General features: G+C 61.1%; 15 protein-coding genes. 8 read left to right on the forward strand and 7 right to left on the reverse strand.

Annotated elements, in window-relative coordinates; genetic code table 11:
• Entirely contained in the window at positions 1 to 366 is a 366-nt protein-coding gene (locus ACR9ZQ_RS21205; protein ID WP_481428743.1) for a nuclear transport factor 2 family protein, read from the forward strand.
• A gap of 124 nt (positions 367 to 490) precedes the next feature.
• Here ACR9ZQ_RS21205 and ACR9ZQ_RS21210 read toward each other — a convergent pair whose 3' ends face one another.
• The 3 genes from ACR9ZQ_RS21210 to ACR9ZQ_RS21220 all read right to left on the reverse strand — a co-directional run bounded on the left by ACR9ZQ_RS21210 (position 491) and on the right by ACR9ZQ_RS21220 (position 2,456).
• Positions 491 to 1,621, reverse strand: a complete 1,131-nt coding sequence (locus tag ACR9ZQ_RS21210; protein ID WP_481428744.1) for a DNA methyltransferase — start codon at positions 1,619 to 1,621, stop codon at positions 491 to 493.
• Positions 1,622 to 1,770: 149 nt separating this feature from the next.
• The gene (locus ACR9ZQ_RS21215) at positions 1,771 to 2,130 is read right to left on the reverse strand and encodes an antibiotic biosynthesis monooxygenase family protein (RefSeq protein ID WP_481428745.1); all 360 of its coding nucleotides are present in this window, start codon (positions 2,128 to 2,130) and stop codon (positions 1,771 to 1,773) included.
• On the reverse strand, positions 2,127 to 2,456 hold the full coding sequence (locus ACR9ZQ_RS21220; protein WP_310378347.1) for an NIPSNAP family protein: 330 nt from the start codon (positions 2,454 to 2,456) through the stop codon (positions 2,127 to 2,129). The genes ACR9ZQ_RS21215 and ACR9ZQ_RS21220 overlap by 4 nt, the downstream gene beginning before the upstream one ends.
• Positions 2,457 to 2,528: 72 nt before the next feature.
• Between ACR9ZQ_RS21220 and ACR9ZQ_RS21225 the strand changes: the two genes are divergently transcribed.
• Complete coding sequence (locus ACR9ZQ_RS21225) at positions 2,529 to 3,215, forward strand: ArsR/SmtB family transcription factor (RefSeq protein ID WP_310378349.1); 687 nt, start codon at positions 2,529 to 2,531, stop codon at positions 3,213 to 3,215.
• Here ACR9ZQ_RS21225 and ACR9ZQ_RS21230 read toward each other — a convergent pair.
• The 3 genes from ACR9ZQ_RS21230 to ACR9ZQ_RS21240 form a co-directional block, all read right to left on the reverse strand.
• Positions 3,212 to 3,637 carry a DUF1284 domain-containing protein gene (locus ACR9ZQ_RS21230; protein ID WP_481428746.1) on the reverse strand — a complete coding sequence of 142 codons (426 nt, stop codon included), beginning with the start codon at positions 3,635 to 3,637 and terminating at the stop codon, positions 3,212 to 3,214. The genes ACR9ZQ_RS21225 and ACR9ZQ_RS21230 overlap by 4 nt on opposite strands.
• On the reverse strand, positions 3,634 to 4,224 hold the full coding sequence (locus ACR9ZQ_RS21235) for a biotin transporter BioY (protein WP_481428747.1): 591 nt from the start codon (positions 4,222 to 4,224) through the stop codon (positions 3,634 to 3,636). The genes ACR9ZQ_RS21230 and ACR9ZQ_RS21235 overlap by 4 nt, the downstream gene beginning before the upstream one ends.
• A 191-nt stretch (positions 4,225 to 4,415) precedes the next feature.
• The gene (locus tag ACR9ZQ_RS21240; RefSeq protein ID WP_481428748.1) at positions 4,416 to 5,084 is read right to left on the reverse strand and encodes a GntR family transcriptional regulator; all 669 of its coding nucleotides are present in this window, start codon (positions 5,082 to 5,084) and stop codon (positions 4,416 to 4,418) included.
• Positions 5,085 to 5,243: 159 nt separating this feature from the next.
• Between ACR9ZQ_RS21240 and ACR9ZQ_RS21245 the strand changes: the two genes are divergently transcribed.
• Positions 5,244 to 5,933 carry an HAD family hydrolase gene (locus ACR9ZQ_RS21245; RefSeq protein WP_481428749.1) on the forward strand — a complete coding sequence of 230 codons (690 nt, stop codon included), beginning with the start codon at positions 5,244 to 5,246 and terminating at the stop codon, positions 5,931 to 5,933.
• 130 nt (positions 5,934 to 6,063) lie between these two features.
• Here the strand turns inward: ACR9ZQ_RS21245 and ACR9ZQ_RS21250 are convergent, their stop codons facing one another.
• Entirely contained in the window at positions 6,064 to 6,750 is a 687-nt protein-coding gene (locus tag ACR9ZQ_RS21250; RefSeq protein WP_310380025.1) for a hypothetical protein, read from the reverse strand.
• Positions 6,751 to 7,014: 264 nt separating this feature from the next.
• On the opposite strand from ACR9ZQ_RS21250, the gene thrC reads away from it, so the two are divergent.
• From thrC to ACR9ZQ_RS21275, 5 genes are all read left to right on the forward strand, one after another.
• Complete coding sequence (gene thrC / locus ACR9ZQ_RS21255) at positions 7,015 to 8,415, forward strand: threonine synthase (RefSeq protein WP_481428750.1); 1,401 nt, start codon at positions 7,015 to 7,017, stop codon at positions 8,413 to 8,415.
• 27 nt (positions 8,416 to 8,442) lie between these two features.
• Positions 8,443 to 9,741 carry a M16 family metallopeptidase gene (locus ACR9ZQ_RS21260; RefSeq protein ID WP_481428751.1) on the forward strand — a complete coding sequence of 433 codons (1,299 nt, stop codon included), beginning with the start codon at positions 8,443 to 8,445 and terminating at the stop codon, positions 9,739 to 9,741.
• A gap of 30 nt (positions 9,742 to 9,771) precedes the next feature.
• A complete protein-coding gene (locus tag ACR9ZQ_RS21265; RefSeq protein WP_310378361.1) occupies positions 9,772 to 10,386 on the forward strand; it encodes a GNAT family N-acetyltransferase in 615 nt (204 codons plus the stop codon).
• Positions 10,383 to 13,295, forward strand: coding sequence for an EAL domain-containing protein (locus ACR9ZQ_RS21270; RefSeq protein WP_481428752.1), 2,913 nt, complete (start codon positions 10,383 to 10,385; stop codon positions 13,293 to 13,295). Before ACR9ZQ_RS21265 ends, ACR9ZQ_RS21270 begins: the two co-directional genes overlap by 4 nt.
• A gap of 134 nt (positions 13,296 to 13,429) precedes the next feature.
• Complete coding sequence (locus ACR9ZQ_RS21275; RefSeq protein ID WP_481428753.1) at positions 13,430 to 13,855, forward strand: hypothetical protein; 426 nt, start codon at positions 13,430 to 13,432, stop codon at positions 13,853 to 13,855.
• Positions 13,856 to 13,913 lie beyond the last annotated feature (58 nt).

Below are 13,913 nucleotides of genomic sequence, written 5' to 3' on the forward strand. Positions count from 1 at the left end.
ATGAGCTTCGACCCTGCAGCAGCCATCGACCGTTTCCACACCGCGATCAACGATCTCGATTTTCCTGAAATCGAGAACTGGTTTGCCGAGGATGCGACTTATGTCTCCAACGGCATCGGCAGCCTTGCCGGCCGCGCCGAGATCATGGCCGCATTCCGCCGCTACTTCGACGACTACCCGGACCAGACGGCGGAGAATTCTGTGGTCGAGACGCTGACGCCGCTCTCCGGCCGTGCCGTGTGGTCTGTTCGCGCAACCCATAGCAAGACCGGCAAGCCGCTGATCCGCGAAGGCGAGGAAACGATCACTTTCAACGAGGACGGCAAGGTTACGCGCGTCGATGTAACCGACTACCAGGAATTCTGACGCAGATCTTAGCTTTAATAGTAAGAAGCCCGGGGCCTTTCGGTCCCGGGCTTTCTTTATGCGTCTTCCGTAACTGGAGGTACAAACCGGAAGAGGCCTGGTCCTGTCCTTGCAAGAATGTTGCTCAACCCACCTTTGCAAGGTCACTGCGGATGACGGACCGCAATTCGTCGATCGGGCGCAGGGATTGCCCGTCGTCGAAGTGCCAGAAGGTCCATCCGTTGCATGCATCAAGGCCCTGCACTTTTGCGCCGAGGCGATGAATGGAGCCGGCCTCGCCGGCCGAAGCGACCGTGCCGTCGGCGCGCACCACGGCGCTGTAGCGCCGCTTGGCATCGGTCAGCACCTGGCCAGGCCTGATAAGGCCGCTTTCGACCAGCACATTGAAGGCCACGCGCACTTCGGCCTTCTTGCCGGTCATCACAGTCAGTTCCGCCTTGCCGAGCGGCTCGACGGCGGCGATGCGGGCAGAGGCCGCATCGATATAGTCCTGCTCGCGTTCGATGCCGACGAAGTGGCGGCCAAGACGCTTGGCGACGGCGCCGGTCGTTCCCGAACCGAAGAAGGGATCAAGGATGATATCGCCAGGCTTGGACGAGGCCATGATGACGCGGGCGAGCAGCGCTTCCGGCTTCTGCGTCGGATGGGCTTTCTTGCCGTCCTCGCCCTTCAGGCGTTCGTTGCCGCTGCAAATCGGGAAGAGCCAGTCGGAGCGCATCTGCACGTCGTCATTGGCGGCCTTCATGGCATCATAGTTGAAGGTATAGCCCTTGGCCTTGGCGTTCGGGCTGGCCCAGATCATTGTCTCATGGGCGTTCTGGAAACGGCGGCCCTTGAAATTCGGCATCGGATTGGTCTTGCGCCAGACGATATCGTTCAGGATCCAGAAGTTTAGATCCTGCAGCGTGGCGCCGACGCGGAAGATGTTGTGATAGGAGCCGATGACCCAGATCGTGCCTGATGGTTTCAGCACGCGGCGGCAGGCAAGCAGCCAGGCACGGGTGAAGGCGTCATAGGCCTCGAAGGAGGCGAACTGGTCCCACTCGTCATCGACGGCGTCGACCAGCGACTGGTCCGGCCGGTGCAGAGTGCCGCCGAGCTGGAGATTGTAGGGCGGATCCGCGAAGATGACGTCAACGGACTGGCTCGGAAGAGCCTCAAGGGCTGCAACGCAATCACCCTTGATGATCGTGTCGACCCAAGAACCCGGCTTTACGGAAGTCTTGAGGTCGGCAAGCGGAAATACAGACGCCATGTGGATACTCACTCATACGCTTTACGCTTAACTGTCCGTTATGGTTACGCAAGTTGGTTACCAAAGCCTGAAGCACCGACCCGTTTCGGGAAAATATTCCGGTTTACCTACAAGAAAAAGGCGGACACCTCGTTGCGCCCGCCCCGATTTCACTCCGCCGCCGAGGGCATGTGGACCTGCCTGCTGTCCTCAGGCGCCTCGGCGCGCTCGACCATTCCATAGTCCCTGACGACGTGGCCGATGCGCAGCCGGTAATCGGCAAAAATGCCGTTGCGGCCGGCCTTCTGGGCCGCCCGATGGACTTCGAGATTGCGCCACTCGCGCACCGCCTCCTCATCCCGGAAGAAGGAAAGCGAGAGGATCTTGCCGCGCATCCTCAGGCTCTCGAAACGCTCGATTGAAATGAAACCATCAATCTTTTCGAGCTCGGATCTGAGCTCACCGGCAAGGTCCAGATATCGATGGCGCTCGCCGACATAGGGGATAACTTCGAAGATGACGGCGATCATGGCAGCACCAGCTTCGCATGAGGCGCCGAAACATTCTTCAAGAAGATGCGGTCCTCCTTCAGGATGAAGCGTTCGCGACGCGCGAATTCGTAGTTTTCCCGGCCGAGCGGATCGGCAGCAAGCCGCGCGCGATAGGCCTCGTAGGCTGCGAGGCCTTCGATGTTGTAGACACCGTAGGCGACCGTTGCCGAGCCCTCATGCGGGCCGTAATAGCCGATAAGGTCGGCGCCGTTTCTCGGGATCGCCTGTCCCCAGTTGCGGGCATATTCGGCGAAGGCATCCTTGCGGAAGGGGTCGATCTCGTAGCGGATGAAGCAGGTGATCATCGGTTTTCTCCTTTCGTGTGAGAGGAGTTTTCGCACATTGCCGTACGAGAATGCTTCGGTTACGATCGAAGTATGAAAGAAGGACCCGACATTGCGCAGATCGGCGCACTCATCGGCGATCCGGCGCGCGCCAACATGCTGGCGGCGCTGACCGGCGGTCGTGCGCTGACGGCAACCGAACTTGCGGCAGCCGGCGGCATCACGCTGCAGACAGCCAGCACTCATCTCTCAAAGCTCGAAACCGGCGGGTTGCTGGCTCAGCGCAAGCAGGGACGGCACCGCTATTTCACGCTCGCCGACGAGGCCGTGGCCCGGCTGATCGAAAGCATGATGGGCCTTGCAGCGAGCCGAGGACATCTGCGCCACCAGCCCGGCCCTAAGGATCCGGCGCTGCGCAAGGCGCGCATCTGCTATGACCATCTCGCCGGCGATTTTGGCGTGCGCATGCTGGACAGTCTGGTGGCATCGGGATCGATCGATGCCATCGGCGACGGGCTCGCAGTGACGGCCAAGGGCGAGAGCGATCTGCAATGCATCGGCATCGATGTCGGCAGCCTCAAATCCTCGCGCCGGCCGCTCTGCCGCTCCTGTCTCGACTGGAGTGAACGTCGCGCCCATCTCGCCGGAAGCCTTGGCAAGGCGCTGCTTGCAAATTTCATGGAAAAGGGTTGGGCGCGGCGAATACCGGAAAGCCGCTCGGTGATCTTTTCACCCGAAGGCGAGCGGCAATTCCTGAAACTCTTTCCGCTGGAAGCCTAGCAAGGTGCCACCAGCGTATTCCTGAAATGATTATGGGCAACCGTGCTACAGAGTTCGCTCCATTCGCAATCCGTGCAGGCATTGCGGATGAGGTCGGCAGCGAAGGCCCGGCGTAGTCTTTTTAGCAGGGCTTTGTCAGGAATGAGACGGGCGCCCTGCTCTACCCGCACGCCCAGGAGCCTGCCAACTGCTTTGGCGGCAGCTTCGTCCCTGGCCTTCGGACTCGGCAGAAGGCAATGCGCTGAAGCCTCGGACAGCAGGGGAGCGCAGATATCGTCGGGGCCGGAGACGATTTCTATCTCCTCTCCGGCCGAGAGACGCTCAGCGATGTGGCGGTAATTGGCGGTGAAGGCCGGCGTATAGCCTTCACCGACGAAAGTCAGCATGCAGAGCAGATGGTGGGCGCGCAGCCTGACGGTCAATGCAGTTCTGCCCGGCCGCCATAGATGCGGATGCCCTTGAGCACGGCCGCAGCGAGTGCGGACTTCAGCATGCCGCCGAGGATGAAGGGCGCGACGCCGAGCAGCCAGCCTTTTTCCGCTCCAATCAGCGAGGCGAGATAGACGCCACCCAGGGCGAGGCAGAAGATGTTTGCAGCAAGGTGAGCGGTGAAGCTTCTGATAATATTATCGCCGGTCCAGCCGCGCTCGGCGAGCCAGCCGACCATCAGCGCCATCAGCGGAAAGGCGACGAGATAACCAGCGGTCGGCCCGGCAAAGGGGGCAAGGCCGCCCGAGCCGTTTGCGAGTACCGGTGCGCCGAGCATGGCCTCGCCGAGCCAGGCGAGAACGGTGAGCGTGCCGAGGCGCCAGCCATAGAGCGCGCCAATCATGGTGACGGCGAATGTCTGCATGGTGATCGGCACCGGCACCATCGGCACCGAAATCTGCGAGGCAAGGGCAAGCACCAGCGTACCGGCGAGAACGAAGAGATATTTGACCGCGATCGACCGTGCGGAAAGGTGCAGCGGATCGAAAGCGATATGACGGGACTGGTCAGAGGGGGACATGAAATTCTCCTTTTCAAAATTATAGATAATTTTTGATTCCCATCTATTTGATGGCGGAGATTCTTGCGCAGCGCAAGAGCATGCGTACGGGATTCGATTGCGCTTGATCCACAAGCGAGCGCAAGAACACACCAAAACGTCCGAAAATCAGGAAATTTCGCACGTTCTGAAATTATCTATAATTTTGGAATTTAGCCGACAATAGCAAAGGCTTCCCGCTCGCCGCCCTTCTGGGCGGGCTGCGGAGCGCGTCCGATCCACTGCACATGCTTCTGCAGGATGGCGGCAGCCTCTTCCGCCTTGCCCTGGCGAAGTGCGGCAAGAATGGCGCGATGGTCGTGATCCGTGCGCTTCTCCCAGCCCGAACGCCAGGCCGAAAACAGGAAGCGGGCGCTTGCAGCGTGCAGGTCGTCGATAGAAGCCAGCAGGCGCGGCATGGCGCAAGGGGTGAGGATCAAGCGATGGAAGCTGCGGTTCGCCTCCTCCCAGGCATGCACATCCGCAGCGGCATCGCCCTCGCGCGTCGCCTCTTCCGCAGCATCGAGGATGGCGGGTGTCAGATGTCGGATGGCATGTTTCAAGGCGAGCACTTCGAGGGCTGCGCGCATTTCCGCCACTTCGCGCACCTCGGCGAGATCGAAGGAGGCGACGCGCACACCGCGGCGCGGCTCGCTGATCGCCAGCCCCTGCGCTTCGAGCCGGCGAAAGGCCTCGCGCACGGGTACATGGCTGGTCTCGAATTCCTCGGCGATATGGTCCTGCCGGAGACGGGCGCCGGGCGCGAGTTCGCCGTGCACGATGCGCTCTGCAAGCACGCGGGCAATACGCGCGGCGATGGTGTCTTCGGGTTCCCTACTCATTGTCGTTCAGTAGCGAGCCCTGCGGGGCTTGTCGAGGTCGTATGACAGCCGTTACTGCACAGCCGCCCGCATGACGCAATCCAGCCATGCCCCGTCATCGGTTGAGCTTTCGGCGGCCATCGTGTAAAGCCCCATCATCCCAAAACAAGGCATGAGTATATGGACGGCTTCGACCTCATCATCTTCGACTGCGACGGCGTTCTGGTCGATTCCGAGATCATTGCAGCGGATGTTGAATCCAAGCTGCTGACGGAAGCGGGCTATCCGATCAGCGTCGAGGAAATGAACGAGCGTTTCGCCGGCCTCACCTGGCGCGATATCCTCTTCCAGATCGAACGGGAAGCCAGCATTCCGATCTCGGCATCGCTGCTCGATCAGTCGCAGAAGCTTCTGGACATCAGGCTCGAACAGGAAGTGCAGGCCATTCCCGGCGTCGGATTCGCCGTCAGCCGCCTGTCGATGAAGCGTTGCATCTGCTCGAACTCGTCGAGCCAGCGGCTTGACATGATGCTGGGCAAGGTCGGACTGAAGAAGCTCTTCGCCCCCAATATCTTCTCCGCCAAGGATCTCGGTCCCGACCGTGCCAAGCCGAAGCCCGATATCTTCCTTCACGGCGCAAGCCAGATGGGCGTTTCGCCCTCCAGGACCGTTGTCGTCGAAGATTCCACACATGGTGTTCATGCTGCACGCGCTGCCGGCATGCGGGTGATCGGCTTCACCGGCGGTTCGCACACCTATGCCTCGCATGCTGATAAACTGACGGATGCGGGCGCGGAGACGGTAATTTCCCGCATGAATGATCTGCCAGGCGTTGTCGCCGCATTGGCAGAGTGGGAAGGCGTGCTCTAAGGGCAGCAGCTTCGCTGACCTGATGCCTCCAAGAGACGGCAGCCCTTATTCACGCAACAGGTTTTTGTTTGCAGAGGCGCGCCCGCCTTCGCGAAGCCCTTAGGCTGAGCGACTGTCCGCAGCAGGCGCCTCAGCTGCTTTTCTTCTTGGAATTTTTGACGTTCTTGGCTGGCTGATTGTCGAAGCCGACATTGACGCGCACGAGTGCGCCGGAGCCGACCGGCATCTTGATGCCCTCGTGGCGGAAGATGACCTGCGTGGCTGGCGCGCCGGCCGGGATCTGCGTCGGGAAATTGACGACTTCGGACGACAAGACGTCCTGTCCATCCAGCACCGAGATGCGGATCGGCAGCGTAACCGGGCCTGGCGTGCCGCCCGGGCCGGCAACAAGACGAAGCTGCGCCACGACGGTCATGGAGAGCGCCGTGTCGTTGAGCATGCACTGGCGGCTATAGTCGCCGAAAGATGCCTGGAAGACGACCTGCTGCGGATCACCGGTCTTCGCACCTTTCGCATAGGTGCGGTAGATCGCGTCCTGGTCACGCATGAAGATCTGCGGGCATGCACCCTGCACAACGGGCGCGACCGTTCCTTGCGCGGTAACGCCGGTGCCGATCGGAGCCTGGTTCGACGAAGGACTGGTCGGCGCGACCGGCATGATCTGGGCATTGCCGTTCGGCTGAAGCGGAGCGGGACCGCTGCTCGCACTTGCGGCTTCGGGCTTGCTATCGCCGCCGAGGCCGAGCGAATTGCAGCCGGCAAGAGCGGCAAGAAGGGATGCGGAAACGATGAGACGAGAGACCTTGCCGAGCACGATATTCCACCCCTTGCAAACGCTTTTCTTCTAGGTGCTTGCGACTTTCGCGCAAGGCCTTTCATGACAGTTGGCGATGGTCTATATCAGCGGCGCAAAGAAAAATCGATTGGGTAAGCACCGTTTTGATGCACTTTTCGGCGCCGAATGCGGGCAAGTTCAATAGGATACCTGCGACACTGCCCCGACAGGCCGTTAAGCCCCCTCTTTTCGGCGGAACCGCAGCGTCCCGTTTGCGCGCCGAATTTCTCCAGCCATAGATCAAGGATGACGAACGTGGACTATATCTCGACCCGCGGCGAGGCCCCTTCCCTCGGCTTTTGCGACGCCCTTCTGGCAGGGCTGGCGCGCGATGGCGGGCTCTACGTTCCTCGCAAATGGCCGAGTTTTTCCAAGAAGGAAATCCGGGCGCTGCGCGGCAAGACCTATCAGGAGATCGCCTTCACCATCCTTTCGCCCTTCACCAATGGCGAAATCCCCGATGAAACCTTCCGGGCGATGATCGACGAAGCCTATGGCACTTTCCGCCATCCGGCGATCGCGCCGCTGGTACAGACCGGCCCGAACAGTTTCGTGATGGAACTCTTCCACGGCACGACGCTCGCCTTCAAGGATGTGGCGATGCAGCTTCTTGCCCGCCTGATGGATTACGCCCTGGAAAAGCGCGGCGAGCGGGCGACCATCGTCGGCGCCACCTCGGGCGATACGGGTGGCGCTGCGATCGACGCCTTTGCCGGCCGTGAGCGCACCGACATCTTCATCCTCTTCCCACATGGCAAGGTCTCGCCGGTACAGCAGCGGCAGATGACGACGTCAACATCAGGTAATGTGCATGCGCTTGCCGTCGAAGGCAATTTCGACGATTGCCAAAACCTCGTCAAAGCCATGTTCAATGACGCGGCCTTCCGCGACAAGGTGAAGCTCTCGGGCGTCAACTCGATCAACTGGGCGCGCATCATGGCCCAGATCGTCTATTATTTCACGACGGCGATCGCACTCGGCGGACCGGACCGGAAGGTCTCGTTCACGGTACCGACTGGGAATTTCGGCGATATCTTCGCCGGCTACTGTGCCAAGCGCATGGGCCTGCCGATCGACAAGCTCGTCATCGCCACCAATGAGAACGATATCCTGGCGCGGACGCTGAAGACCGGCCGTTATGACATGAAGGCGGTGAAGGCTACGACCTCGCCTTCCATGGATATCCAGATATCCTCCAACTTCGAGCGGCTGCTGTTCGAGGCCTATGACCGCGATGCCTCCAAGGTGCGCGCCGCCATGGAAAGCCTGAAGCAATCCAACGGCTTCGAGATCTCGCCCGAAGCGCTGAAATTCATCAAAAGGGATTTCCGTGCCGGCCGCGCAAGCGAGCGCCAGGTTGCGGAAACGATCCGCAAGACCTATGCGGAAACCGGCTATCTGCTCGATCCGCATTCGGCGATCGGCGTCTTCGTGGCCGCTAAGCGAGAAAAGCCGAATACGCCGATGGTGACGCTTGCCACCGCCCATCCGGCGAAATTCCCGGCTGCCGTAAAATCCGCCTCCGGTATTGACCCGGCGCTTCCGACGTGGCTTGCTGATGTGATGCACAGGGAGGAGCGCTTCCAGATCATCGAGCCCGAGCTCAAAGCGGTTGAAACCTTTATCGGCAAGCATGCCCGCAGCTAGATGACGGCAGGCGCAGAAAGATAGCACATGACAGTTAAGTGCACCCGGCTCAAATCCGGGCTGACAGTAGTCACACAGACCATGCCGCACCTTGAAAGCGCTGCGCTCGGAGTCTGGATCAAATCAGGTTCGCGCAACGAGACGGAAGACGAACACGGCATTGCCCACCTGCTCGAACACATGGCCTTCAAGGGAACGGCACGACGTACCGCCCGTGAGATCGCCGAGGAAATCGAGGATGTCGGCGGCGAAGTGAACGCCGCGACGTCCACCGAGACGACCTCTTACTATGCCCGCGTTCTGAAGGATCACGTGCCGCTCGCCGTCGATATCCTCGCCGATATTCTGACGGAATCTGCCTTCGAGGAAGAAGAGCTGGAGCGCGAGAAGCAGGTCATCCTGCAAGAGATCAACGCGGCCAACGACACGCCCGACGACGTCGTCTTCGACCGCTTCTCCGAGGTCGCCTATCGTGGCCAGACGCTCGGCCGGCCGATCCTCGGCACGCCGGAGACCGTCGTTTCCTTCACGCCGCAGCAGATCCGCACCTATCTCGGCCGCAACTACACGACCGACCGGATGTTCGTGGTCGCAACCGGCGCCGTCGAGCATGACGAGTTCGTGCGCATGGTCGAGGACCGCTTCGCCAGCCTGCCGACCACGCCCAACGCGCCGCCAGTCATGGAGGCTGCACGCTATATCGGCGGCAATGTGCGCGAGCCGCGCGACCTCATGGACGCGCAGATACTGCTGGGCTTCGAGGGCAAGGCCTATCATGCCCGCGATTTCTACTGCTCACAGATCCTCGCCAATATCCTCGGCGGCGGCATGTCCTCCCGCCTCTTCCAGGAAGTACGCGAGTTTCGCGGCCTCTGTTACTCCGTCTACGCTTTCCACTGGGGCTTTTCCGACACCGGCATCTTCGGCATCCATGCCGCAACTGGTGGCGAGAATCTGCCGGAGCTGGTGCCGGTCATCATCGACGAGTTGCACAAGTCGGCGGACAATATCGACCAGAAGGAAATCGAGCGCGCACGGGCGCAGATCCGCGCCCAGCTTCTCATGGGACAGGAAAGCCCCGCTGCCCGCGCCGGCCAGATCGCCCGCCAGATGATGCTCTATGGCCGTCCGATCTCCAATCCAGAGATGATGGAGCGGTTGGAGGGCATCACCATCGAGCGTCTCACCGATCTTGCCGGTCGCCTCTTCTACGATACCGTCCCGACGCTTTCGGCGATTGGTCCGCTCGAGCAGCTTGCCCCGATGGAAGACATCACCGCCTCGCTTTCGGTTCCGGCACCGAAGACGAAGCAGGCAAGCCGCTGACCGACACATACGTTGCGCCGGGGGTTATCGATGCCAAAATCGGTTTTTCGGTTCCTTTCGCGACAGCCCGAAGCGGTCGAACTCGAAAACGATAAATATGTCCTGCGCCTGCCGCGCTACCAGGATTTCAACCAGTGGCACCGGCTCCGTGCCGACAGCCGCCGTTTTCTGGAACCCTGGGAGCCGACATGGCGGCGCGACGAGCTGACCGAAGGCTCGTTTCGCGCCCGCGTCATCCGCGGCAAGCAGGAATATGCCTCGGGACAGGCGATCCCGCTCTTCATTTTTCTAAGGAGGGATATGACGCTCGTCGGCGGCATCACCATCGGCTATATCCGCCGGGGAGCCGCCCAAAGCTGCATGATCGGCTACTGGATGGGCGAGCGTTATGCCGGCCAGGGACATATGTTCGCCGCACTTCAATTGGTTATTCCCTATATCTTCACAGGGCTTGAGTTGCACCGTATCGAAGCAGCCTGTATTCCAGACAACGCACGGAGCATTCGCCTGCTTGAGAAAGCCGGGTTCCAGCGGGAAGGCTACCTGCGCGGATATTTGAAGATCAACGGTCAGTGGCATGATCACGTGATGTTTTCACGCCTAGCCACCGACGCGGATACAGGCAGGAAACCCAACAGCCGATGAACAAAGACCGCATGCTGCTGACGTCACCGTCCGGACGAGTGATCGCGGTGATCGCAGCCCTTTTCCTGTCGGTATTCGCCCTTGCGGCGGGAACCGTGCAGGCGGCCGAACCGGTTAAGATTTCCCGCGACGATACTGCGCTGGACCTGACTGCCACGACTGAAATCTACGCCAACCAGGGCGAGGCCTTCCAGGTTTCCACCGCCGCCGGCGCCGATGGTATCCGCCGGCGTATCGAAGTGCGCGCAAGCTCGGAAAACCATCAGGGCGACTGGGCGGTCTTTGCGCTCGCCAATGTTTCGGAAGAACAGCTCGAGCGCGTTATCGTCGCGCCGCACTTCCGTCTCGTCAATTCCAAGCTGTTCTGGCCCGATCTCGGCTCGCAGCGCATTATTGCTATCACGCCGAGCGAAGGTTTTGCGCTCGACCGCCAGCCGAGCGACGAGGCCGATGTCTTTCGCATCACGCTGAACCCTGGCGCCGTCATCACCTTCGTTGCCGAGCTTGCCACACCCGACCTGCCGCAAATCTATCTATGGGAGCCGGATGCCTACAAGGACACGATCAACGCCTTCACGCTCTATCGCGGCATCGTGCTCGGCATTGCCGGCCTGCTCGCGGTCTTCCTGACGATCCTCTTTGTCGTCAAGGGAACCTCGATGCTGCCGGCAACGGCGGCACTCGCCTGGGCGGTGCTCGGCTATATCTGCGTCGACTTTGGCTTTCTCGGAAAGCTGATCAGCGTCGCCTCGGCGGATCAACGAATATGGCGCGCCTGTGCGGAGGTGGCGCTTGCCTCCAGTTTCGTGATCTTCCTGTTCACCTATCTCAATCTCAACCGATGGCATGTGCATCTCGGCTATGCGACGCTTGCCTGGGTTCTCGGTCTTGCCCTTCTGTTCGGCGTTGCGATCTACGATCCGTCGATTGCGGCGGGCATTGCACGGCTGTCCTTCGCACTGACGGCGGCAACCGGTCTGCTGCTGATCATCTATCTCGGCTTCAATCGCTATGACCGCGCCATCCTGCTCGTGCCGGCATGGGCGCTGACGCTCGTCTGGCTGTTCGGCGCATGGATGACGATCACCGGCCGGCTCGATAATGACATCATCCAGCCGGCACTTGGCGGTGGCCTGGTCCTCATCGTACTGCTGATCGGCTTCACCGTCATGCAGCACGCCTTTGCGGGCGGCGCTTTCCAGCAGGGGCTATTCTCCGATCTCGAGCGCCAGTCGCTGGCGCTGACGGGCTCGGGCGATATGGTCTGGGACTGGGATGTGGCGCGCGATCGCGTCGTCACCATTCCCGATGTTTCCGTCAAACTCGGACTTTCACCGGGCACGATGCATGGCGCGGCGCGCAACTGGCTGCCGCGGCTGCATCCTGACGATCGCGACCGTTTCCGGGCGACGCTGGACGTGCTGCTGGAACATCGCCGCGGGCGGCTGAACCATGAGTTCCGCATCCGCGCCGAAGACGGTCACTTCCACTGGCTCTTGATCCGCGCCCGGCCGGTACTCGGCTCGAATGGCGAGATCATCCGCTGCGTGGGCACGATCGTCGACGTGACAGAGCAGAAGAATTCGGTCGAACGGCTGCTGCACGATGCGCTTCACGACAACCTGACGGGCCTGCCGAACCGGCAGGTGTTCATCGACCGCCTGCAGTCGGTGCTGACGCTGGCACCGGGCGGCGAGACGCTGCGCCCGACCGTCATGGTGATTGATATCGACCGCTACAAGCTGGTCAATGATTCCCTCGGTGTCGCCGCCGGTGACAATATCCTGATCGCGCTTACCCGCCGCCTGCGCCGCCTTCTGAAGCCGCAGGATACACTGGCGCGCCTTTCCGGCGACCAGTTCGGCCTCATTCTCGTTTCCGAGCATGATCCGGCCAAGGTTGCCGATTTCGCCGATGCGATGAGCAAGGCGATCATGGTGCCGATCAACTTCTCCAATCGCGAGATCATCCTGACGGCCTCCATCGGTCTCACCTCCTGGGTGGACCAGCAGGAGAGCGCGTCGGGTCTGCTCAGCGACGCCGAGCTTGCCATGTACCGGGCCAAACGCGCCGGCGGCAATCGTGTGGAACCGTTCCAGCCGGCTTTCCGCGATTTCGGCACCGATCGCCTGCAGCTTGAATCGGATCTGCGCCGCGCCATCGAGCGCAAGGAGCTTTCGATGGTTTACCAGCCGATCGCACGGCTGGAGGACGTCGAGATCGCCGGCTTCGAGGCGCTGATGCGCTGGGAACATCCCAAGCGCGGCAATATCCCGCCGTCCGAATTCATCCCGATCGCCGAATCTTCCGATATTATCGGCGCGCTCGGCATCTTCGCGCTGGAGCAGGCGACCAACGACCTGATGGGGTGGCAGAACCAGACCGGCGAGCTGCCGATCTTCGTCTCCATCAATCTGTCGAGCGTGCAGCTTCTCAACAACGATCTTTACGACGATGTCCGTTCGGTACTGGCGAAGACCCATTGCGACCCTTCGCGGCTGAAACTGGAACTGACGGAATCCATGGTGATGGAGAACCCGGAACAGGCTCGCCTTGTGCTGCAAAAGCTGAAAGAGGCCGGCCTCGGTCTGGCGCTCGACGACTTCGGCACCGGCTATTCCTCGCTCGCCTACCTGACCCGCTTCCCCTTCGACACGATCAAGCTCGACAAGGCGCTGGTGCGCGACAACAGCGACAAGAAGGCGACCATCTTGAAATCGGTGATTGCCATGGCGCGCGAGCTGGACATGAAGGTGGTGGCCGAAGGCATCGAGTCCAACGAGGATGCGATCGAACTTGCCAAGATGGGCTGCAGCTACGGCCAGAGCTATCTCTTCGGCCCGCCGATGCCGTCGGAATCGGTGCTGCGGCTGCTGAGGGAACGGTTTCCGCTGACGAAGCGGGCCTGATCCCAGAGCCTGTTTCATCGGATTTGCCGGGGAATTGGCACCTCTTGGATCGATACGGCTTTCCTTGCCTGCGGCGGCCATTGACCATTGGCCGCCGATATGCGCCTCTGCCTCAGCGCAACAAGGAAAATCCGATGCTCAAGCTTCTGCTCGCCCTCTCGATGGGCGCCTTTTGCGTCTCTCCGGTATACGCCGCCGAAATTCACCCGCCCTCGCTGAGCTGCCTGGAGGCAGCAGCGCCGGCGCGCTGCGAAAAATTGAAGGAGGATTTCACCGCCGCCTATGCGCTTGCCCACAAGGGCGATCATGGCGCGCAGGTGACTGTAGCCTTCTGCCTCTCCACTGGTTGCCGAGGTGCTGTGATCATCGACAAGGTCGCCGCTTGCAGCTGGCATATCGTCATCGCCAATTCCGGGGCAGCAACCGTCATAGACGGCTCCAATCTCAAGGATACCTGCCGGCCGATGACGGAAGAGCAGAAGGCGGCTGCACGTGCCTTGTCCCATGACCTCGTCCGCAAGATCTATAACCGTCCGGTGGCGGTGGCGGACCAGATGTAGGCTGGGTTGGCCTTCGACAGGTCTGGCGGCTGCGGGCGCGAAATATCGTTGCCCTTGT

Source organism: Rhizobium sp. KNZ14-9A (genome assembly GCF_056755015.1).